General features: G+C 51.4%; 21 protein-coding genes. 7 read left to right on the top strand and 14 right to left on the bottom strand.

Features of this window, described 5'->3' with window-relative positions:
* The first annotated feature begins 4 nt into the window (after positions 1-4).
* On the top strand, positions 5-1,882 hold the full coding sequence (locus ACFMKP_RS04715) for an ABC transporter ATP-binding protein (protein ID WP_382289528.1): 1,878 nt from the start codon (positions 5-7) through the stop codon (positions 1,880-1,882).
* A 274-nt stretch (positions 1,883-2,156) separates the two neighbouring features.
* Here the strand turns inward: ACFMKP_RS04715 and rdgB are convergent, their stop codons facing one another.
* The 4 genes from rdgB to ACFMKP_RS04695 form a co-directional block, all read right to left on the bottom strand.
* Entirely contained in the window at positions 2,157-2,756 is a 600-nt protein-coding gene (gene rdgB / locus ACFMKP_RS04710; protein WP_382289526.1) for an RdgB/HAM1 family non-canonical purine NTP pyrophosphatase, read from the bottom strand.
* Positions 2,757-2,767: 11 nt separating this feature from the next.
* Positions 2,768-3,574: an HAD family hydrolase gene (locus ACFMKP_RS04705; RefSeq protein WP_382289524.1), complete on the bottom strand. Its 807-nt coding sequence runs from the start codon at positions 3,572-3,574 to the stop codon at positions 2,768-2,770.
* A gap of 44 nt (positions 3,575-3,618) precedes the next feature.
* Complete coding sequence (ilvA, locus tag ACFMKP_RS04700; protein WP_382289523.1) at positions 3,619-4,851, bottom strand: threonine ammonia-lyase; 1,233 nt, start codon at positions 4,849-4,851, stop codon at positions 3,619-3,621.
* A gap of 128 nt (positions 4,852-4,979) precedes the next feature.
* Positions 4,980-5,420, bottom strand: a complete 441-nt coding sequence (locus ACFMKP_RS04695) for a GNAT family N-acetyltransferase (protein WP_382289521.1) — start codon at positions 5,418-5,420, stop codon at positions 4,980-4,982.
* 191 nt (positions 5,421-5,611) lie between these two features.
* Here ACFMKP_RS04695 and ACFMKP_RS04690 point away from each other — a divergent pair, with 191 nt between their 5' ends.
* Complete coding sequence (locus tag ACFMKP_RS04690) at positions 5,612-6,082, top strand: SRPBCC family protein (RefSeq protein ID WP_382289519.1); 471 nt, start codon at positions 5,612-5,614, stop codon at positions 6,080-6,082.
* A 164-nt stretch (positions 6,083-6,246) separates the two neighbouring features.
* Here ACFMKP_RS04690 and ACFMKP_RS04685 read toward each other — a convergent pair whose 3' ends face one another.
* The 7 genes from ACFMKP_RS04685 to ACFMKP_RS04655 all read right to left on the bottom strand — a co-directional run bounded on the left by ACFMKP_RS04685 (position 6,247) and on the right by ACFMKP_RS04655 (position 13,571).
* Positions 6,247-7,098, bottom strand: a complete 852-nt coding sequence (locus ACFMKP_RS04685; RefSeq protein ID WP_382289517.1) for an RNA polymerase sigma-70 factor — start codon at positions 7,096-7,098, stop codon at positions 6,247-6,249.
* A complete protein-coding gene (locus tag ACFMKP_RS04680; RefSeq protein ID WP_382289515.1) occupies positions 7,095-8,402 on the bottom strand; it encodes a phytoene desaturase family protein in 1,308 nt (435 codons plus the stop codon). The genes ACFMKP_RS04685 and ACFMKP_RS04680 overlap by 4 nt, the downstream gene beginning before the upstream one ends.
* A gap of 71 nt (positions 8,403-8,473) precedes the next feature.
* Positions 8,474-9,634, bottom strand: a complete 1,161-nt coding sequence (locus ACFMKP_RS04675) for an oxygenase MpaB family protein (RefSeq protein ID WP_382289513.1) — start codon at positions 9,632-9,634, stop codon at positions 8,474-8,476.
* Between the two features lie 76 nt (positions 9,635-9,710).
* The gene (locus ACFMKP_RS04670) at positions 9,711-10,982 is read right to left on the bottom strand and encodes an acyl-CoA dehydrogenase family protein (RefSeq protein WP_382289511.1); all 1,272 of its coding nucleotides are present in this window, start codon (positions 10,980-10,982) and stop codon (positions 9,711-9,713) included.
* A 179-nt stretch (positions 10,983-11,161) separates the two neighbouring features.
* Complete coding sequence (locus ACFMKP_RS04665) at positions 11,162-12,253, bottom strand: acyl-CoA dehydrogenase family protein (RefSeq protein WP_382289509.1); 1,092 nt, start codon at positions 12,251-12,253, stop codon at positions 11,162-11,164.
* 96 nt (positions 12,254-12,349) lie between these two features.
* The gene (locus ACFMKP_RS04660) at positions 12,350-12,889 is read right to left on the bottom strand and encodes an SCP2 sterol-binding domain-containing protein (RefSeq protein WP_204757010.1); all 540 of its coding nucleotides are present in this window, start codon (positions 12,887-12,889) and stop codon (positions 12,350-12,352) included.
* A 253-nt stretch (positions 12,890-13,142) separates the two neighbouring features.
* Complete coding sequence (locus tag ACFMKP_RS04655) at positions 13,143-13,571, bottom strand: OsmC family protein (protein ID WP_382289507.1); 429 nt, start codon at positions 13,569-13,571, stop codon at positions 13,143-13,145.
* 140 nt (positions 13,572-13,711) lie between these two features.
* Here ACFMKP_RS04655 and ACFMKP_RS04650 point away from each other — a divergent pair, with 140 nt between their 5' ends.
* From ACFMKP_RS04650 to ACFMKP_RS04640, 3 genes are all read left to right on the top strand, one after another.
* Positions 13,712-14,482, top strand: a complete 771-nt coding sequence (locus ACFMKP_RS04650; protein WP_382289505.1) for a TatD family hydrolase — start codon at positions 13,712-13,714, stop codon at positions 14,480-14,482.
* 86 nt (positions 14,483-14,568) lie between these two features.
* The gene (locus ACFMKP_RS04645) at positions 14,569-16,971 is read left to right on the top strand and encodes a DUF4129 domain-containing transglutaminase family protein (protein WP_382289503.1); all 2,403 of its coding nucleotides are present in this window, start codon (positions 14,569-14,571) and stop codon (positions 16,969-16,971) included.
* Between the two features lie 224 nt (positions 16,972-17,195).
* Entirely contained in the window at positions 17,196-17,582 is a 387-nt protein-coding gene (locus ACFMKP_RS04640) for a response regulator (protein WP_110515309.1), read from the top strand.
* A gap of 84 nt (positions 17,583-17,666) precedes the next feature.
* On the opposite strand, the gene ACFMKP_RS04635 is transcribed toward ACFMKP_RS04640, so the two are convergent.
* The gene (locus ACFMKP_RS04635; protein WP_382289502.1) at positions 17,667-19,820 is read right to left on the bottom strand and encodes a reprolysin-like metallopeptidase; all 2,154 of its coding nucleotides are present in this window, start codon (positions 19,818-19,820) and stop codon (positions 17,667-17,669) included.
* A gap of 108 nt (positions 19,821-19,928) precedes the next feature.
* Entirely contained in the window at positions 19,929-20,270 is a 342-nt protein-coding gene (locus ACFMKP_RS04630; protein WP_382289500.1) for a hypothetical protein, read from the bottom strand.
* A 53-nt stretch (positions 20,271-20,323) separates the two neighbouring features.
* Between ACFMKP_RS04630 and ACFMKP_RS04625 the strand changes: the two genes are divergently transcribed.
* Positions 20,324-20,548 (top strand): hypothetical protein, encoded by a 225-nt coding sequence (locus tag ACFMKP_RS04625; protein WP_382289498.1) that lies wholly within the window; start codon positions 20,324-20,326, stop codon positions 20,546-20,548.
* Positions 20,549-20,626: 78 nt separating this feature from the next.
* Here ACFMKP_RS04625 and ACFMKP_RS04620 read toward each other — a convergent pair whose 3' ends face one another.
* Positions 20,627-21,004 carry a hypothetical protein gene (locus ACFMKP_RS04620; protein ID WP_382289497.1) on the bottom strand — a complete coding sequence of 126 codons (378 nt, stop codon included), beginning with the start codon at positions 21,002-21,004 and terminating at the stop codon, positions 20,627-20,629.
* A 143-nt stretch (positions 21,005-21,147) separates the two neighbouring features.
* Between ACFMKP_RS04620 and ACFMKP_RS04615 the strand changes: the two genes are divergently transcribed.
* A complete protein-coding gene (locus tag ACFMKP_RS04615; RefSeq protein ID WP_382289495.1) occupies positions 21,148-22,536 on the top strand; it encodes a peptidoglycan-binding protein in 1,389 nt (462 codons plus the stop codon).
* The last annotated feature ends 36 nt before the right edge of the window (positions 22,537-22,572 follow it).

The following is a 22,572-nucleotide window of genomic DNA, read 5'->3' as shown; positions in this document are numbered from 1 at the left end:
CGCTATGATGGGTGGATTAGGCGGCCCTCGCCACTTATTAGAAGCCGAAACCGAAAAACCGCAACGCTTGGGCGCGACGCTGGCACGCTTTGGCCATTACTTTCGCAAAAAATGGTTTGGCTTTGCCTTGGCCATTGTGTTTATCATCATTGGCACGTGGGCGCAGGTAGCAACGCCCGATTTGATTGGCCAATCGATCGATTGCTATTTGTTGCCCAATCCAAGTGCTTGCTGGTTCGACACAATTACCACTGAAATCAGCAGTGCCGATCGTTTGAGCGGACTTGGCAGTTTGGTGTTGCTGTTGTGTGGCATCTTCATCGGCGCTTCGATTTTGCAGGGCATGGCGTTTTATGCCATGAACTGGTCGGGCCAACACGCCTTGCGCCAAATGCGCGAAGATCTGTTTGCCCAAATTCATCGCTTGTCGTTGGGCTTCTACACCCGCAACGAAGCTGGCAATATTATGAGCCGCATCACCAGCGATACCGATACGATTCAGCAGATGCTTGGTTTTGCCTTGCTCAACGTGCTTGGCGGGATCTTGCTGATTGGCTGGGTCGCAATCAAGATGATGCAGGAAAATCTGCAATATGCCTTATTGAGTTTAAGTGTTGTGCCATTTATGGCGATTGCAACCTTCTACTTCTCTGGTCAAGCGCGCAAAGCCTTCCGCAAAACTCGCCAACAAATGGGGAGCGTCAACGCTGGCTTGCAAGAAAGCATCGCTGGCGCACGCGAAGTGCAGGCCTTCAATCGTGAAGAAGAAAGCATCGCCCAATTTGTGCGTACCAATGCTGCTAATCGCGATGCCAACGTGCGGGCAGCGACCTTCACCAGCGCGCTCAACCCTGTGCTCGAAGCGTTGGGCTATGTGGCAATTGCGATTGTCGTGGTGGTTGGCGGGCTTTCAGTGCTGCGCGACCAACCATTATTTGGCTCAAGCGCAATTTCGTTGGGCTTGGTTTTTGCCTTTTTGCAATATGTCCAACGCTTCAACCAACCAATTCAGCAAATTGCCGTGATGTGGACTAACGTGCAAAATGCAATCGCTGGCGGCGAGCGCATTTTCAACTTGCTCGATGAAATGCCCGATGTCACCGACAAACCTGATGCCCGCGAAATGCCCGAAATCGTTGGCAAAGTCGAGTTGATCGATGCCAAAGCTGAATATACCAAAGGCCAGCCAGTTTTGCGCGGCGTGAGCTTTAGCGCTAAGCCAGGCCAGACCGTGGCAATTGTAGGCCCAACTGGCGCAGGCAAAACCACAATCATCAACTTGCTGCCTCGCTTCTACGATGTAACCAGCGGCGCTGTCAAGATCGATGGGATTGATGTGCGCGATGTGACGGCAGCCAGCTTGCGCCGCCAAATTGGCATTGTGCTGCAAGATTCGTTCTTGTTCTCCGATACAGTCATGAACAACATTCGTTATGGTCGGCTTGATGCCAGCGACGAAGAAGTGATTGCAGCAGCCAAGTTGGCTTCGGCCCACGACTTTATCGAACGCTTGGCCAATGGCTATCAAACAGTGCTTGGCGAACGTGGCGGCGGCTTGAGCCAAGGCCAACGCCAACTGATCGCGATTGCTCGGGCAGCGCTGGCGAATCCCAGAATTTTGATTTTGGATGAAGCGACATCGAGCGTCGATACTCGTACCGAACGTTTAATTCAACAGGCCTTCGATAGCTTGCTGCAAGGCCGAACCAGCTTTGTAATTGCCCACCGTCTGAGCACCATTCGCAACGCCGACTTGGTGCTGATGCTCAAAGATGGCGCAGTGATCGAGCGTGGCACGCATACCGAACTGCTAGCCCAACGCGGCGCATACTACGATCTGTATATGAGCCAATTCCGCCGCGAAGAGGAAGTGGCGGTTTAGAGCATAGAGCATAGAACATAAATGGATTGTTGATCCACGAAGGGCACGAAGGGCACGAAGCATTAGGTTTCGTGTCCTTTGTGGTTTAATGTTAAAAACGAGAGCGCGAAGCTATTTTGAACCACGAAGAGCACGAAGAGCACGAATGATTATTTTGGCCAAAAGCCTATAGCCCATAGCCACGATTTAAAAACAAAACCACGAAGGATTCAAAGAGCTTGGGGATTGAAGAATTCATTCTTCGTGCTCTTCGTGTCCTTCGTGGTTCAAATGCTTATTTGGCTAGCCGCTCCAAGACCTCGCGGGCCAGCGCACAGGCTTGGCCACGATGGCTAATGCGGTTCTTTTCCTCAGGGTCAAGTTCAGCCAAATGCTTATCGTAATCCAAGAGATAAAACACCGGATCATAGCCAAAGCCGCCGACTCCACGTGGCTCTTCGGCAATCACGCCGGGCAAAATCCCCTCGACAACCTCGGTTGACTGGCCGGGCCATGCAATCGCAATTACACACACAAAGCGCGCAATTCGATCGTGAAAGGGCTTGCCCTTCAGTTCTTCCAACACTCGTGCATAGGCCCGATGCGGATTGGTTTGGTCGGGCAAGGCCCAACGTGCGGTGTAGATGCCAGGTTTGCCATCGAGCGCCGCAACTTCGAGTCCAGAATCATCGGCCAAAGTTGGCAAGCCACTCATTTGGGCATAGGTTTCGGCCTTCAGCAGCGCGTTTTCAACAAAGGTTGTGCCAGTTTCCTCAACCTCATAATCGATGCCTGCATCAGCCAAGGTCAACAATTCGAACGGCAGTCCACTGAAAATTGCCCTTAACTCGCCAACTTTATGGGCATTATTCGAACCAATTAATAACTTTTGCATAAATCCTTACCTTAGGAACGGACATTTTGATGTTGCAACACATAGCGATGCACCGCAACCGCAACCCCACCAAAGCGCGCCGAGGGTGCAACCCAATCGGCGGCCTCGATTGCTTGCTGCATACTGCCAGTTAATGAAACCCCAACTCCAGCCCAGCGCAACATCCCCACATCAGCATCAGCATCGCCAATGGCCAGCACTTCGCTTTGTTGAATGCCCCAAGTTGTGCAGAGATGTTCCAAAGCGCGTTCTTTGGTAGCATCGTTATGTGAAATGACGGTTGAATAGACCTCGCCGCTGCTGCGCAAATAGCGAAATTGCTTTAATTGCGAGTTGCGGCCCAAAATTTCATCAACGGCGCGGGTTGCCAACTCGCCATGGCACAAAATCCGCGTCGGAGCCAACCGCACGATCAATTCGAGTGACGAAACTGGCGTAGATACGGTGCGCGAACCAACTAAATTCGCGGCTTGCGCCGTAACGAAATTGGTTTCATCAATCGTAAATACAATCGGCAGGCTACGCTTATCGGCCATGGCGGCAATCCGCTGAGCCAACTCTAAATCAATCGTGTGGTGAGCAATCTCACGCCCACGTTCATCCCAAACCCGTGCGCCATTATGGCAAACGAGCGCAGTTGGAATATGCAAACGCTGGGCAATTTCTTGGGCAGCTTCACGGCGGCGGGCAGTGGCTAAAACCACGCGAATCCCTTGACGAGCAGCTAAGGCCAACGCCTCGATATTGGTCGGGGGCAATTGGCCGCGGTCATCAAGCAGGGTAAGGTCAATATCGGTTGCAATCATTCGAATTGGCATAAGCCCTACCGTAGACAGTTCATGCGAAGCGCATCAACCATCGATTACACCGGCCACACACGTTGGCCAAAACGCTCGATGTGATAGCCGTGTGTTTCCAACATGTCAATGATAGATTGGCCATGCGCTTCATCGCGCACTTCGAGAATCATCTCAATTCCCACCCGATCAAGCGGCAGTTGCCAAACCGCCCGCCGATGGTTGATGTCGATCACATTCGCGCCAGCTTGGGCAATCGCATTCACCACGGGAGCAAGATTTCCCGGACGATCAGGAACGCTGGTGCGCACCCGCAAATAGCGTCCTTGTTTGACCAAAACTTGTTCAATAATCCGTGCCAAGAAGTTGCCATCGATGTTGCCACCGCTCAGCACCACCAAGGTTGGTTCATTTGGGCGCAAGCGAATTGCGCCTTCGAGCAGTGCCGCCACGCCAACCGCGCCCGCGCCTTCAACAACCATGCGGCTATATTGCAACACATGGACTAAAGCACGCGCCGCAGCATCATCATCAACGGTCACAATATCGTCAACCAATTGAGTGATAATCGGCAGTGTCAATTCACCTGGTCGTTTGACCGCAATCCCATCGCAGATTGTCGCTGCATGCGGCACAGCCACGGGCTTGCCTGCTTGTTGCGAGGCGATCATCGAAGGGCAGCCAGCCGCCTGAACCCCGATTAAGCGCACATTGGGGCGCAGCGAACGCAAGGCCAGTGCAATCCCAGCCATCATTCCGCCGCCGCCAATTGGCACAACCACCGTGCCACCTTGGTCAGGCAACATATCGGCAAGTTCTAGGCCAAGTGTGCCTTGACCAGCAATCGTAAACGGATCATCAAAGGCATGGACATAGGTCGCGCCAGTTTTGGCTTGCAATTCGCGGGCATGCGCGCCAGCATCGTCAAATGATGCTCCATGCAAAATTACTTCTGCGCCCATGCGCTGGGCTGAGGTAATTTTGGCCAATGGCGCAAACTCGGGCATTACCACGGTGGCTTTGATCCCATTTAATTGGGCAGCCAAGGCCACACCTTGGGCATGATTGCCTGCTGAGTGCGTAATGACACCGTGGGCTTTTTCTTCAGCCGAGAGCGAATTGATTTTGGTATAGGCACCGCGCACTTTGAATGACCCGGCGCGTTGGGTATTTTCAGCTTTATAAATAATTTGGCCGCCAAGTTCTTGGCTCAGTTGTTCAGCTGGCAAGAGTGGAGTTTGGGTGATAATTGGGCCTAAAACATTGGCCGCAGCATAAATGTCATCAATCGTTGGCATAGACTTTTCTACCATGGTGAGTTCAATTCCTCCACAATGAGGATTGACCCGCATCGTTGCGAGTCAATGGAGCTATTGTACCATAGCCGTTTTCAATTTCTGGTTGATTTGCAAACGATTGAGCGCGCTTAAACACTCAATGAATAGAAATATTCATCAACAGTTTTTTGCCAGCCATGCTGCTCGTAGAGCCGTTGCGCCTGCACATTCGTCACTTCGGTTTCGAGCACGAGGCCCTTGCTCTTGGTGCTAATCGCCCAATCGCGCGCAGCATTCAGCAAGCCCGAAGCCACACCTTGACCTCGCGCATGCTCAGCCACAAACAGATCGTTCAAAATCCAAATTCGCCGCATTGAAACCGAGGAAAAACTAGGGTACAGTTGACAAAAGCCTAAGCCTGCTTCAGGAGTTTGCGCCAAAAAGATGATCGATTCACTCTTGCTCAGCCGATCGTGCAAGAAAACGCGCGCGGCAGCACAATCGCTGGCTTGACGGTAAAATTGGCGATAGCCATCGAATAATGGCACAAGGCGCTCAAGTTCATCCAAGCCCGCTTGGATAATTTGCATCGCAACTCCTTTGTGCGGCTGCACACAATCAATGTCGGTCTTTAGTAGCTAGTATCGTACCATATTTCGCCGTAGAATAGCAGTCAAACCATTTGTTACAGATCGCACAATCGCTGACCGTTAATCATTGTTGATGATAAAAGTGATCTGTGCTGACGATTTAATCGTATTTTAGCGAGGAGCTCGCACATATGAAACCACTGATCTTTGAAATTAGCGGAGATATTGAGGCCCCAGCCGAGACGGTGTATCAAATTATTGCCGATTATCGCGATGGGCATCCGCATATTGTGCCAAAAAAATATTTTAAAAGCCTCACGGTCGAGCAAGGTGGCATTGGCAAAGGCACAATTTTTGTAACCGAAACTGAGGCTTTTGGGCGCAAACAGACCATGCGCATGCATGTAACCGAGCCAAGCCCGGGCAGCGTTTTGGTCGAAACCGATTACGATTCGGGAATTATCACAACCTTTACCGTCACACCCAATGGCGAAAATCGCTCGAAACTGACCTTGCACACGCGCGCCGAAGCCAAGCCCGGCCTGATGGGCTTGATCGAGCGGCTGCTATCGCCCGGCTTGTTGCGCAAAATGTATTTGGCCGAGTTCGAAACCTTCAATCAGTATCTGCGCAGCAATCAGTACCGTGGCCACGGGAACTAACAGAACCGCGAAGAGCGCGAAGTCTCTTAGGCAGAGAAACAGCATAAACAGTAATAATCCATCAATCAAATATTTGGGGGTGCAGGGGGCTGCCCCCCCTGCGTTTCCCGCCTTGAGTCGGGACGGAAGGGTGGTGAAACAAGCTGAATTTCTATTTGCGATCATTATTGCGCCAAATGCTGCAATTTATAGGGGTTGAGCATGATGTAAATGCCACCAATCTGTTGATCAAGCAGATCTAAGATTAAGGTGCCGCTGGCGTGACCATCAACCATCGCCACAAACCCAGGTTGGCCGTTGATCAAGCGTGGCTCGAAAATACTATTGGCTGGCAATTTTGGCAGCACGCCCAACAAGAAGCGTCCAACCGCCGATGGCCCATATATTGGATTGCGTGCCGCTTGCACCACGCCGCCGCCATCGCTGCGCAACACCACATCTTCAGCAAGCAAACTCATCAAGCTCTGTAAATCGCCGGTGGCACAACTTTGCAAAAATTGCGTACTAAGCCGTTGCTGCACGCTTGGCTCCACCTTGAAACGTGGGCGAGCTTGGGCCACATGCTCTGCTGCACGATGGCCAAGTTGGCGACAGGCCACCGCACTTTTACCCACAATTTCGCCAATCTCGCTATATTCGTAGCCAAAAACTTTGTGCAGCAAAAAAACTGCCCGTTCTGCTGGTGAAAGCCGCTCCAACAGCACCAAAAACGCCGTCGATAGCGATTCTGCTTGCTCAAGCTCGCTGCTTGGCGCTGGCGTAATTAATGGCTCGGGCAGCCATTCGCCAATGTATTGCTCGCGTTGCTGGCGCGCCGTATTCAGCTGATCGAGACACCAACGGGTGGCTACGGTTGCCAGCCAAGCCCGTGGGTTTGCCACTGCTTCTGCATGGCTTTGCCAGCGCAAAAAGACTTCTTGCAAACAATCTTCTGCATCCATCACGCTGCCAAGCATGCGATAGGCGATGCCGAACAAATAACCACGATAGCTCTCGAATAGTTCGATTTGATTCATGCTACGGCTCCTACAGTGCGCATGTAGCTTTGGGCCGCAGGCTGAAGCATGATTTTGGCCGCAGTATAGCCGCTAGCAAAACTAGCATCGGCTAACTGGCCTTCGGCTCCAACCCAATCGCCTGCCAAATAAACATTTGGGCAATCGGCCAAAACCACTGGGGTACGTCCAGTCAAGCCGCCAAATTGGACTTGCGGCAGATCATAACTGACGGTGATTGAAGGCAAAAATCGGCTGGTAATCAACTGATCGCGCCAACCAGCTTGATAGTGGTCAAGCAAATTTTCCAATTCGGCGCGGGTTTGCTTGGGATCGTTTGATTGGCGCTGGTCGAGATATTTCATCACATGCAACATGGTTTGGCCTTGCGGCGCGAGTTTGGCATAGCGCGAGTGGGCAACCGCATAATACGGCTGATCAACGCCTAACAAAAATTGGCGCTTTGGCTGGGGCAATTGGCGCAAGCCCAAATCTAAGGTTGCGGCGGTAATTGGCTGCATGCGTTGATAATGGCGTTGAAATAGCTGGCTCTTAGCGCCAATCAACTCGTTGGCTGCTTGCGGCGTGACCGCCAACACCACCGCCTCGGCCTGAATGCTGCTCCCATCGGCAAGCTGAATTGTTGCGCCAGCATGGCTTTGTTGGATGGCCTGAACCCGTTGGCTGGTGCGCAAATCAACGCCTAACTGCTGCGCTTTATCAACCAACGATTGCACAATCGTCAGCCAACCATGATCAACATACAACACTCCAGCAAGGCCAGTTTTGATATTTTCTAGGGTTGCGGCGGCACTTTGCAAATCGTTGGCAGCGCCATAGGTCGTCAAGCGCCCAAACATCGCCAACAATTGACGGGTGCGTGGATCGTCGGCCTGTTGCTCAATCCATTGGGCAAAACTACGATCTGCATAATCAGCTGGGTTGGTAAATTGAATTTTGGCAAAAGTGCGTAAAAATTGCCATTTGGCGCGGCGGCTGAGCAAGGGCGTGGTCAGCGCAGCCTTAATCGAGTTGGTTGGATAAAGCTGCTGCTCAGCCCACAACACATCGGGCGCGACCGGCTTCGAGCCAGTGGGCATCAGCTGCAACTCGCGCAAGACCCGCGCGCCAGCACCCTTCAAATATAAGGCATGCGGGCCGAAATTCAACTCAAAGCCAGCTTCGCGATTAGTGCGGGCACGGCCACCAAACTCCTTGGCCCGCTCCAAAACGATCACCTGTTTGCCAGCCCGCGCCAGATAATTGGCCGCCGTCAGGCCTGCTAAACCGCCACCGATCACAACCATTGGTTTTTGGCTATTCATGCGAAAACTCCAGTTTGTAAAAACATTCTGGAGTCAAGACGGTTCAGCAATGCTAGATGTGACATGGATGCTTAGCGCTGTTCAATAGCTTTTTTTGCTTGATACGCGGTTTGATCAGCATTGACGACGCGCTCGTAAAAATCGTTGGCAGTGGTTTGAATTTGGGCTTGCCAAGCATTTTGGTTGCGACGTAATTTGCGACGTTGCCAACGATTTGCTATCACCACCAACGGCACGAATGCACTTATCCACGAGCGTTTGATACCTAGTTGGCGCGAAAGTTGCCGACCATGAAAATGGTGAGTCAGCGCAGTCACCAAGGCAAACGAAAATTTAAACGAACGGTTAATCAGCGGTTGCACCAACTCGCTGACCGCTTGGATCATGGCGGCAGTCAAGCGGCGTGAGCTAGCATTGGGCGGTTGCATGCTGCTATCAACCCAATCTAACAAACGCGCCGCCGAAGCTTGATCAATGACGCTTTGATAGATGGTGGGATCGATTCCGAGCAAGTAGCCAATGTAGCGCCAAAGATGATACAAATCGCCTAATTCGGCACTAGTAAAATCGATGCCAAAGCGAGCCAGCGCCGTAAATGGCACATAGGTAAAATCCAGCCAGGTGCGCACCATTTCCAATTGATTAATTGGCAAACCAGTTTTGCTTGTATCCCAATTGCGTTTGAGCAACGAATTGCGAATTTGGGCGTGGAGCAAGCGCACTTGCAAACTATGCACATAGCCAAGCCTACCGCGTTGCAAAGCTTGCGGAATCGCAATCGCCATGCCCCATGTGCCGGTGTCGATGATGCGTTTGGTTGCCATGTGTTCGAGATCGCCAGTTTGCACCAAGAGATCGGCGATCGTTGGCGCGCTGTAGGTATGCACCAACGAGCCAGGCCCAAGCGCCAAGGTCAACCAAAGCACACCAATTGAGCAATAGGCTTGTGCGCCGCGCTCAAGCTGCGCAACATCAACCCACGTGGGCAGGGTTTCGGCGGCAGCCAAAAAGGCACGCACCGCTGGAAAATCACCTTTAACATGGTCAAGTCCATCAGTTAAGCCAGTTTGAAGTGCTTGGCGGGCTGCGCTGCCAGCTTGGCCAAATTCAGCAATTACCGCATCGGCCAACGGATCGCCCTGATAGGTGGCTTGGACTAATTGCTCAAAACTGGCTTGACCAAAGGTTTCTATAATGTTGGCGTGGTTGATGACACTGGCTGGGGCTTGCATGAACGACCTCGTGGCTAAGACCAAAAACAAAAAAGCACGCAGCAGCCGTAGCCACTGCGTGCTCCATAGTAGCAGTTTATTTCAATTCGCGTGACGAGAAGCCCAAAATCCGGCGGGCAATAATCAAGCGGTTGATTTGGCCAGTGCCTTCAAAAATGTCGTTGATCTTGGCATCGCGCATCCACTTTTCGGCCAAAAGTTCGCGGGTGTAGCCCAATGGCCCCAAGAGTTCAACAGCTTTTTGGGTAATCACGGTTGCGGCTTCGCCAGCTTTGACTTTGCAGGCTGAGGCTTCAACGGTGTTGGCTTCGCCTGAATCCATCATCCACGCGGCTTTGAGCGTGAGCAACCAAGCTGCTTTGTGCTGGGCTTCCAGCTCCAACAAATCGCGCTCGACAGCGCTCATCTCGTGGACTGGCACATCGTCGCGAATTGCCACGCCGGCGGCGGTCAATTGTTCGCGCAACAATTCCAAGGCTGCGCGGGCAATGCCCAAGGCCGAGGCTGCGACTGCTGGGCGAGTGGCATCAAAGGTTTTCATTGCGCCTTTGAAGCCCTTGGGAGCATCAGCACTAGCAGCGGTTGCTTCAGGTTTAGGAATTTCAGGATTGCCAAGCACGTTATCGAACGGAATCCGACAATCGGTAAAGACTACGGCAGCGGTATCGCTGGCGCGAATCCCCATCTTGTGCTCAAGCTTAGTCACTTCCATGCCAGGCGTGCCAGCTTCGACCACAAAGGCCTTCATGCCAGCGCGGCCAAGCTTGGGATCGACCGTGGCCCAAACCACTACCAAACCTTGCGATTCTTCGAGCGACAAACGGCCACCAGTACAATAGATCTTTTCACCGTTTAAGATCCACGAATCACCATCGCGCACGGCGGTGGTGCGAATCGCCGAGGTATCCGAGCCAGCTTGTGGCTCGGTCATGGCCATCGATCCCCAGACTGGGGTTTCGCTATCGGCGAAGCGGGCCAAGAAGCGGCTTTTTTGCTCGCTGGTGCCAGCGGCAGCAACCGCAGCACCACCCAAGGCTCCGCCTGGTGTAGTCAAATAGATCCCAGCATCGCCCCATGAGAGCGCTTCGATCAAATGCACCATGCGCACGTTGCCAGTTTTGGGCTTTTTGGGTTTGTTAGGGTCAACCGCCGTTTCTGGCTTATCGACCACCCCAAACATAGGATTTTGGCGCATAATTGGCCACATCGCATTGATGTAATCCCATGGAATATCGTGTTCGTGCTCATCGAAATGGCGCGAGACAGGCCGCATCATTTGCTCGGCCACCATCTGCGTCATTTGGCGTTGGGTATCAATGCTTTCCGATAATTTAAAATCAATCGCCATGAGAACCCCCATGTATGAAGTCAAAGGGCAAAAGGCAAAAATCAAAAAAAATATGAAGTCAAAGGACAGAAGGCAAAAATCAAAATGCTAGAGTCTGCTTTGATTAAGCTATTTGGCTTTCAGTCTTTCATCTTCGGTTTCTGAACTTTTTGACTTTTGACTTCTGACTTTTGCTTTTCCTAGACCATTGCCAAGCCGTCGAAGGTGGTGAAGCCGCGAGCGTTGCGTAGCCACAGCTCGACAGGAAACTCGCGGATGTAGCCGTGACCGCCAAGAATTTGCAAGGCACGGTCGCAGACCATCAGCACGGTTTTGTCGGCGTTATGTTTGGCCATCAGCGCGTCGCGGGTCACTTCTTGGTTGTTATCGAGCTTCCAAGCCGCTTCCCACACCATCAAGCGCGCGCCATCAATTTCGACCAACATTTCGGCCAGCATAAAGGCGATTGATTGGCGTTGGCCGATTGCTTCGCCGAAGGTTTGGCGATTGCGAGCGTAATCGAGTGCATATTCGTAGGCTCCACGCGCAACCCCAATTGCCAATGCTGAAAGCGCAACTTGCGAACGAGCGTACAAACGGCTAAAATCGATCCCTGCGTCGCCGCCAAGTTTGGCATCAGCTGCAACGTTGACGTTATCAAGGGTTACGCGGGCAACTTCGAGCGCGCGCACGCCCATCAATTTTTCGCGTTCGCCAACGCTGAGGCCAGCAGTTTTGGCGGGCACAATAAAGGCTTGGGTTTGGCCATCTTCAGCAGCATAAATTAAGAAATGTTCGGCGCTGCTGGCCAATGGCACATAGCTTTTGACCCCATTCAACACATAGCCATCACCATCACGGGTAGCTGTGGTTTGCAATTTGCGCGGGTTGAATTGCAGGCGTGGCTCGATCAAGGCCGAGGTGGCATTGATGAAGCGTTCTTCGCTAAATTGGGGCAAAAGGGCTTCGCGTTGGGCTTCCGTGCCAGCAGCCAAGACAGCAAAGGCAAAGCTTGCAGGAGCGCTCAAGGCCAGTGCACTAGCCAAATCGCCCCACGCCAATTCTTCGAGCGCCAACGCACCAGTTACTGCCGAAAACTCGCCGAAACCGCCGTATTGCTCAGGAATCGACGAACCGACCAAACCTAATTCCCAGCCTTTGTTCAACAAGTCGGCTGGCAATTCGCCATTTTCATCGGCCTCGCGAAAAATCGAGCGCAGGCGATCCTTGGCAAAACGTTTGAGTGTATCAACAATCAGGGCTTGTTCTTCAGATGGAGAGAAGGAAATCATCGTTGCTCCCTCAAAGAAAGTATGAAGGATGAGGGATGAGGGATGAATTTAAATTAATGTTTCATCCTTCATCCTTCATCCTTCATCCTTCTGCAATTACATGAGTGTGCCGAGCTTCATGAGGAAATTCATGTCGCCTTTGAATTTGAGTTTGCCGGTCATAAACGCCATTTGGCTATTGAGTTCGCCCTTGAGGATTTTGGCGTAATCTTCGGCCTTCATCATGAGGGTAACTTCTGGGGTATCAACGCCATTGAAGGTAGTGGTTGAGTAGGCCACGCTGCCATCAGCTTTGGTCAATTCAAGATTGAATTTACCTTTGAGATTTTGCAATTTTTCGAGGCGGCTGGTGCTCATTTTAGCTGGGCTAACCAAGGCATCTGCCGAAGCGGTTTCTTCGGTAATCACGCCGCGCCAGGTTGGCTCGTCAAGCGTCACCGTCAATAAAGGATTTTCGACCGTGCCAGTGACAACTTCGCCGCGACCGCCGCTGTAGCTCACAGCGTAGGCCGTTCCGTCTACCAGATATTGAATTGCATAGGTTGCATCTTCCAAGCCACTGCTTTGGCTGGCCAATTGTTCCGGCAGGGCGGTCGCAATGTAATCACTAACAGTTATCGTGCTGAGGTCTGCCATCGAAGGTGCTCCTTTGCAATTGACGCAGATTAAAAGAATTGAGAGGATTTTTGGTTGCTTAGTTTGCAGTATAGCATTGATTTATGACATACTGCGTCATGATTATAACGAGTTTTAAAAATGCTGCAATGTTGCACCAAATTTCACAAGGCATGAGGGTTACGATACAGATAATTCCCTCAGCTTTTAACAACAAACCCCTTGAGCATTAGCTGCCCAAGGGGAATCAACCTCAACGTTCTATAACGCAAGCTTATTTCAAGGTTGCGTTCAATTCGATGCTTGGCACTGCTGCCAAAGCCTTCGAGATTGGGCAGTTGACTTTGGCTTTTTCAGCGATTTCAGCAAAGGCTGCTGCATCGATGTTTGGCACTTCGGCTTCGGTGTGCAACTCGATTTTGGTGATGCTGAAGCCACCGTCGCCGCGTTCGAGATGCACCTTCGCAACGGTGTGCACGCTCTTTGGTTCGTAGCCACCGCGACCGAGATCAGCGGTCAAGGCCATTGAGTAACAACCAGCATGCGCGGCTGCAATCAGTTCTTCGGGGTTCGTGCCAGTGCCATCTTCAAAGCGTGAAGGAAATGAGTAGCTACCTTCGACTGCGCCACTGCCAGTTTTGACCGAGCCTGCGCCTTCGCGTAAAGAGCCAGTCCATGTTGCTTCAGCTGAACGTACTGCCATAGGAATCATCCTCCATAACTTAATCGTGGTTGTATGGTAACAGAATTTTGCTATTGTGTGCGCTGATTGGGTATAATATTTGCTGGCTAGGTTGCACCAAATTGTGCTTGTGTCCAAGCCGTATCATTCTAGGAACATTCATGTTAATTGATACCCATACTCACGTTCATAGCGATCAATTTAATGATGATCGGGCGGCTGTGTTTGAGCGTGCTCAAGCAGCTGGCGTAACCCGCATGATCAATATTGGCTACGATTTGCCCTCATCACGTGCCAGCGTTGCCTTGGCCCAGAGCCAGCCCATGGTTTGGGCCAGCGTTGGAATTCAACCACATTATGCCTTAGAAACTGGTGAGGCTGAATTAGCCCAAATTCGTGAGCTGTTGGCGCAGCCGCGGGTCGTAGCGTTAGGCGAAATCGGCCTCGATTATTATCACGATCGCGCGCCCCACGATGTTCAAGAGCAGCTGTTTCGCCAACAACTGACTATGGCTCGCGAGCTTGATTTTCCGGTGGTCATCCATAGTCGCGATGCAGTTGCCGATACGGTGCGGGTGTTGGATTCGGCGGCGCGGGGCCAAGCTGGCGTGATGCATTCGTTCAGCGGCGATTGGGCCTATGCAGAAGCCTGTTTGGATGTGGGCTTTTATCTTTCGTTCTCTGGCCCAGTGACGTTTAAAAAAGCCGTTGAATTGCAGAATGTGATGCAACGTGCGCCGCTTGATCGGATTTTGATTGAAACTGATGCGCCCTATCTTACGCCGCACCCATATCGCGGCAAGCGCAATGAGCCAAGCTATGTCGCTTATGTGGCCGAGGCAATTGCCCGTTTGCGCAATTTAAGCCTCGATGAAGTTGCCACCATCACCACTGCCAATGCCGAGCGCTTATTTAAACGCCTGCTGGCCTAAGCCGATGCTCATCAACTACTAACCCAGCAAGCCCAAGAGCCATTTTAAAATACAAGTAGCCCGCATGCTAGATTGAGGAATCCCCTATGCTGCAACGAGTTCGTGCTTTTTTTCAACCAAGCTATGGTTTGCTAACCTGGACGTTAGCCAGCATTATGGCCTTGCTGGTCGTGACCAATGTGGTTGAATCGGAATGGGTCGAAGGCTTTGAACGCATGCGGATTGTGGCGCTTGGCGGATTGGTGGTAGCAGCATTATTTGCCCGTTGGCAAGCCTTGCCCGCCTTTATTGCCCATGTGCTGAGCCTTTTTATGGGCTTGGCGTGGGCGATTCGCTTTGTGCCACTTGATCCACGCCTCGATGGCCAAGTTGATCGCTGGACGGATCTGCTGATTCGGGGGATTGCAGCAATTCGCGCGGCCAAAACTGGCGAACGCATCGAAGATTATTATCTCTTTTCGCTGGCGGGTTTGCTCTTGGCTTGGATTTTTGCCTATAGCAGCATTTGGTTGCTCATGCGCTGGCGCTGGAATTGGCGCTTGGTCATGCTCAATGGTAGCCTGTTGATGGCTAATTTGACCTATGCTATTCCCAAGCCAATTGCCTCGTTCTGGCTCTTTTTGCTAGTTGCGCTACTCTTTTTGGTAACCCAAACCTATGCGCAACGCCAACATGCATGGGATGCTGGCTTTTTGGAGCAGCAGGAATGGCTGTCGTTGCGCTACTTGTGGGCGGGAGTGTTGGCATGTTTTAGTTTGGTTTTGATGGCAGCATTGATGCCAGCCAATATTACCAATGCCCAATTACGGATTTTTGGCGAGAATTTGAGCCGCCCAATTGATTTCTTCTTGCCCGACAATGGCGCTATTCGCGCTGATCGGGGGCAGCAAGGAGTGGGCAATGTGGTCGTGCCAAATGGCAACGGAGCCAATTTCGCCAACAATACGGTGCAACTTGGCGGCGCACGTTCGGCAACCAACGAAGTTGTGCTCGAAGTCAAAGCGCCTTCCGCCGAATATTGGCGCTCGAATGCTTGGGATTTGTACGATGGCAAAGGCTGGCAAAATACCACTGGCGACATCGCATGGCAGGTTCGGCGGACATCAACGCGCCGCGAAGCGCTAACCCCGATTAATCCCGATGATACGCTGACCCAAATTGACACGAATGGCCGCGAGCCATTTACCCAAACTATTAAGCTGATGCAAACCCGTGGCGATCAGCAACTGCCTGCTGCAACCTCGCCACTGACGTGGAGCGTTCCCGTCTTGGTGCAGCACACCTTTATTATCTCGGATAGTGAAACGATGCTGCCAAACTTTGCCGATAGCGCGATTTACTTCAATCAAGGCCCAGCCAACCGTGATTTTGAATATAGCGTAGTTTCGCTGATTAGCAATGTTGATAAGCAAAGCTTGCGCAGTGCGTCAACTGACTATCCGCCTTGGCTTCAGCGCTACCTACAATTGCCCGATACCCAAGCGATGCGCAATATTGGTGGCTTGTCGCGCCAATTAACCACCGCTGCCGGTGCAGAAACCGCCTATGATAAAGCAGTAGCGCTGGAAAATTATCTGCGCCAAATGCCCTATGATGATCAAATTCCTGCACCGCCAGCAGATGCCGACCCGATCGAAAACTTCTTGTTCAATTTGCGCCGCGGCTATTGCGATTACTTTGCAGGCTCGATGGTGTTGATGTTGCGCGCGCAAGGAATTCCGGCGCGCTGGGTACAAGGCTATGCAACTGGCGATTATGATGCAGATCGCCAAGTCTACATTGTCCGTGACTCGATTGCCCATAGCTGGCCCGAAGTCTATTTTATGGATTATGGCTGGATTCGCTTTGAGCCAACTCCAGCGGGCTATGTGACCGTGCCAATTCGGCCTGACGGCCCAGCCCAAGCAGAAGACAACAGCGAAAACCCCGACGATATTGGGCCAAATGCAGGCCAAGTTCAACAACCAGCAACCGATTTCGATGCCTTGCAAGATCTGCGCGAAAACTACCAAACCACGCCAATTCCAACGATCGAGCCACAAGCCTTGCCAGTTGACGATGCACCGCCGCCAGTTGTCGAACGCAGCCCCTTCTGGCGATGGTTGGCAATTATTTGTGCAATCATTGGCATGGTTATTTTGCTGCTCTGGGGATTGTTGCAACGCGAATTTCGCGGCTTGCGACCTGCGGCGCGGGCCTATGGCTTTATTGGGTTATTGGCACGTTGGGCAGGGTTGGAGCAACGAGCAGAGCGCACGCCCCAAGAGTTTGCCAGCGAATTAGCTAAAGAAATGCCTGGCCAGCGCCGAACTTTGCGCCGCCTCGCCGATGCCTACACTGCCGAGCAATATGGCAGCCACGTGCGGCTTGACCCCGAGGAAATTGAAAACGATCGTGCGATGGTCAGTAGAACCTTATGGCCGCGCTCAATTAGTCGGGGCTGGCGCTCAATCGTCAAACAAATGCTGCGACCTCGTTGGCGACGTTAGTTGGCCTAGATCTTGCTTTAACTAAATATTGGCACAACCCGTAGCTGCTGTTGTTCCCTCAGAGGGGTGATAACAGCAGCTTTTACTCGACATATGATCCCAATTTATTCACCTTTATGGGTGTTGTGCCATTACCAGCCACCCGCTACAATAGTACCTCTATGATACAAAAGTACTTGTATCAGTGTGGGTGGGGATGCTAGCAGCACAGTAGGAGACCAACCATGACCAAACGCATTTTAATTGCCGAAGATGATACAGCGATTGCCATGACTTTAATCATTGGCCTCCGCAGCATCCCTGACGTTGAAGTTGTTCGGGCCTATCATGGCGAGGAAGCGTTGAATTTATGGTTGCAAGAGCCAGCCGATATTCTGCTGACTGATCATCATATGCGTGAAATGTCTGGTTTGGATCTGATTCGCGCGCTGCGTTCGCAAGGTGCAACCCAACCAATGCTGATGATTACTGCCTATGATAGTGTCAAATTGCAACGCGAAGCCCGTGAGGCTGGGGTAACCGAGATGATTGCCAAGCCTTTTTTTATTGATCAATTGATCGATAAAGTGTCGGAGAAGTTGCTCGATGTAACGGTGGTTAACCAAGCCTAACTTGGTCTAGCTAGCTCAAAACTGTATATTTCTGTGTGGAGGACACGGCCTACCTGAAATTTCAAGTAGGCCGTGTTCGGATTTTTAGGGCTGTTTGGTCGTCAATGGCAGGTAGACAACTGACGAGCCTGGGGTCGTCGTGACGGTTGGCGTTACCGTAGTTGACGTTGGGGTAACCGTGGTGGCGGTTGCGGTTGGCGTATTGGTTGGGGTTTCGGTCGTTACGCTCGTTGGCGTAACCGTTGCATTGCTGGCAGTTACGGTAAAGTTAGCATTGCCAATATCAAAGAAGATATTGTTGGCACATTGCACTTTAATCCGGCCTGTGGTGGTTGCAACATTTGGCACGCTGATGCTTTCGCTACCATCGTTGGGCGTATTGCTCAACACAGCGCTAAAGCTCGTACCGCCATTGCTTGAGAACAAAATATTAACGGTGCTACATAGGACTGGAGCTGCCGTGGTATTGGCAACATTCCAAGTAACGGTTTGATTGCTAAAGCCAGCCCAAGTTACCGCGGTATTTGGCGCAGTTACTCGGAAGGGGCCAGCAGCATTAACCGTTGTCACGCGAGCTGTATCAAAGCCAAAACCACCGCCACCAGCCCGATTATCGCGCACGGTCAAACGGAAGTTCATGGTGCGGTTGGTCGTCGCCATCACTTCACCAATCGTCGTGCTATTGTTCAGAACATTGGTCAAGCGTGGGAACGTGCGACTGGTCGATGTGGTTGAATTGAAGCTGCGGAAAATTGGCCGATTGCCATTATCGGTGCTTGGTGGCGAGGCTGCGCCCAAATCGTATTGTTCCCAGTTGTAGGTCAGGCTATCGCCGTTGCTATCGCTGCCATTACCAGTCAATTCAAATGGCGTGTTAGCTGGAATCGTGTAATCGGCCCCAGCATTGGCAGTTGGTGGCGTGTTGCCAGTTGCGCTGGTCGTGCCACAGCTGGCTCCAGCCCCAGTCGTAATAAAGGCGCTCATTTCTTCCAAGCTTTTGGCATGGAAGTAGGGATCGCTGTTTGGTTGCAAGTTTTCTGAGCCACAGATACCAGCGTAGGCCATAATCGTTGAGCCACTGCCTGGTTCGTAGGCGGCTGGGCCTTCGCGGTTACCTTCACCACAAGCATCAAGCGTGCTATTGAAGGTGTGATTGCCAGCAAATTGGTGGCCAATTTCGTGGGCCACATAATCAATATCAAATGGATCGCCAATTGGAGCCGACGAACCAGTCACGCCTTGGGCTTTGACACTTGACACACAAACAGAGCCAAGCTCGGCAACCCCGCCGCCACCAGTGCTAAAAACGTGGCCAATATCATAATTGGCGTTGCCAATCACGCTGGAAAGGTTGCTCTGATTTTCGTCAAGCATTGTCAGGCCATCATCATTCTCGTAGGGGTCGGTGCTGCCATTGGTATACACAATCAAGTTATTGTTGGCGATCAAGACCATACGCACCGCAAGGTCGCGCTCATAAACACTGTTAACTCGGTTGACGCTGGTGACGATTGCCGCCATTGCCTGATTGACCGTGCCGCCATGAAAACTGGTGTATTCACCAGTTGCCGCCATAGCCAGCCGATAGGTACGCAAGGTTTCGCCAATCGCAAACCGATCAGGGAACGGATTGGTAATTGGCGTTTCACCAACATAATCGACATCGCCCTTGCTCGCCAATTTGGCTGGGTCGGCCACAAAGTTACGGCTATCGTACACAAGGTAGTTGGCGGTGTCGTTGCGGCTGTAGGGGTCAATAAAATAGCGCCCTTCAGGAGCCAAAATCAAGCCGTGGAAGCCTGCTGGAGTCAGATCAAGCCGCGCAACCATTTCTGGGTCGTCGTAGCCTTGCGCCAAGTAGGTGCGCAATTCAGGGAACTTCGCCGCCAAGGCTGGCTCCATAATGGGCGATTCGACCACCCGAAATTGGCGAAATTCACCGTTGGGCAAGGGTAAATTCAGCAAGAATGCTGATTGCTGAACCTTAACCGCGCTTTCGAGCGGCGCTTGTTCTAGACGTTTGCCCAAGCCAGCCAAATCGAGGCCGACCGTGCGATAGACCAACGGCACAATTTCGCGCTGGCCTTTGAGCGTAATCCGTTGTTCAGCAACGTCTTGCCAAAGCCCATCCGACGATGAGGCAGCGCTTGATGAGCTGAGGCCATTGGCCGCAAACACACTCAATAGAGCGATAGCCAAGGCCAGCCCAATGGCAACCAATGAACGTTTGGTTTGCATAACCCATCCTTTTGAAAAAACACAGCGTTGCTTATTATAGTAGCTGGGTTAGAGAATGGGAAGGTGAATTGAATCACCCACGTGGCGAGCAAGAATGCTTTATTTGCATCATTCCGCTAAAACCACGTAATCGCGCTGAGCATCGAAAAAGTTATAGCGCTGATCATCAGGTTCGATGCTGGTCAACACATCGTTATAAACATGAATCAGGTAATCATCGCCATCGTGCTTGCAAACTGGGCAATCTTCGGAAATTGCTGAAATAACAACATGCGCAGCTCCTGGCTTGCCATCATTAGAGCGAGGATGGCGACTATTCCAACGCAATTGATCGTTCAGCTTATATTCGTACTGCCAATTTTCTGCATACTTAAATTGCAACACCAGCGCTATTTCGGCTCCACATGCCAAACATGGTGCTTGCAAATGCAGTGTATTAAATGCGCCCATCGATTATAATTCCTCGTGTGAATATATTATTTTTCAGAGGAGAACTGAGCATTATGTATCAAACGCCATTTGATCCAATTCCCCAATTAAAACGCCAACAGCGCCGTTTCTTTTGGTCGCGTTGGCTTGGAACGATCATTATGAGTATTCTCTTTTTCGGTTGGTTGTTGGGTGGCTTAGGATTAATTATTGCGACCGTGTTTAGCATCATTATGGGCTGGTTGTTATGGAAATTCAGCTTGAAACAACTTGAAAAGCAGAAACATAGTCAACCCTAAATCAAAAAGGTGGCGATCGAAGATTTTGATAATTCGATCGCCACCTCTATGTTGATCAGCGCTTATTCGTAAACTTGGCTAGGTTTTTTTTAATCTATAGCTGCTCAAAAACCATAATCCTGATGCTAAGACTGCGGCAACAATGCCAAATTGAACCCCAAATAAACTCCAAGAAAATAAACCAGCATAGAACAAAACATCGGCTCCAGCGCCCAAATCCCCCTGCGCATAGGCGATGCCATACATAACTAGCATCCCAAGAATGCCACTCAACATGCCACTGATGAAGCGATAGAATGTTTTGGCAGGATATGAAGCACAGACCGTTATAAAGCTAAAAAACGTGATCAATTCGGTATAGCCGCCCCATGGATCAAGCGTCATTTCAACCACAGTTCCGTAGACAACTCCCAGCGCTAGCGCCAGCACCAAAATGATTGAGCGTTTGGTATTCATTAAACGATCATCCTCTCACTACATAAATTAAGGAATTTTTTAGAATTAGCAGCCTTGATTAAGAAAATTTTAAGATGTTCGGGCTATACTGGCGGCAACGTGAGCAATCACGCAGGCTATTTTCTTCAGTGGAAGGAGCATTGATGCTGCGCAGATTAACATGGCGTTGGTTGGGAATCCTCAGTTTGGCGCTGGGTTTATTGATTCAACAGCCAATTGCGGCCCAAACCCGCAACCAGCAACGAGCGAATGTAAGCGTGACGGTCAGCAGCCCTGATGGCAAGCCGTTGCGCAATGTCACAGTTTCGCTAGCAAGCTTAGGCCTAACAAGCATTACCAACGAAGCAGGCATTGCGCATTTTACCGTATCAACCAACGATAGCCAAGCGATTGAGGTCGAGGTCGAGGCGCAGGGCTATCGCGCTTGGCGCTTACGCAATGCCCAGTTGATTCCGAATGATACGCTGTTGGTTGATGCACCACTCTCGCTGGCCGACAAAGCAGGCGATCAACAAGCTGAAATTATTGATGTGCAACCACACCGTTTAACCACCAATGCAGCGCAAGAAGCTAGCCTCAACGATGCTGAATTAAACCAAGTGCTAGCGGGCACGAATACCACGCCGCCAGCCACAATTCGCGTCTATCGCGTTAGCCTTGGCCGGATTGATACCGTTAATTTCAAAACCTATGTTAAGCATGTGTTGCCCAACGAGTGGGTTGCTGGTTGGCGTACTGAATCGTTGCGTTCGGGTGCGATGGCCTCGAAAACCTATGCTTGGTATCGCACGATGTACCCCAAATATCCGGGCAAAGGCTACGACACCAAAGATACCACCGCCGACCAAGTGTATAACCCCAATGTTTCGTATGCCAGCACCAACGCAGCGGTTGATGATACTTGGAACTATCGCTTGATCAAAAATAATGCAATTTTCCAAAGCCAATATTGCGCTGGCTCCTACAATGGCAGCCGCAGCTCGGGCCAATGCAGCCAAAATCATGGCTGGACGGTTGGCTTATACATGAGCCAGTGGGGTTCGAAATATTTGGCTGATAATGGCTCAACCTGGCGTTCCATCCTTACCTTCTATTACGATAATGTGGCGATTGGCACGATCGCCGGTGGCACAACTCCGAGCTTGCCAGCATGGCCAACCCTGCGCAATGGCAGTTCGGGCAACGATGTAAAAGCAGCTCAATATTTGTTGCGCTCGCATGGTCATTCACTAACTGCCGATGGCGCGTTTGGCGCTGGCACCGAACAAGCAGTACGCAGCTTCCAAAGCGCCAATGGCTTGACCGCCGATGGCGTTGTTGGCGCGCAAACCTTCGCCAAATTGATCAAAACCGTGCAAAATGGCAGCAACGGCGATGCAGTGCGCGCAATTCAGACGTTGCTTGGCGTAACGGTTGATGGTGCGTTTGGCGCTGGCACCGAACAAGCAGTGCTCAATTTGCAATCGACCTATGGCCTAACCCGCGATGGAATTGTGGGGCCGTTGACATGGCAAGCAGCATTTGGCAAATAAGCTTGCGCTTGCTCATTCCCTCATTCTCTAGACTTT

This window comes from Herpetosiphon sp. NSE202, from assembly GCF_042688385.1.
GTDB lineage: Bacteria > Chloroflexota > Chloroflexia > Chloroflexales > Herpetosiphonaceae > Herpetosiphon.
Note: the sequence above shows the minus strand (reverse complement) of the source record. Positions and strands in the feature narration are given on the sequence as shown.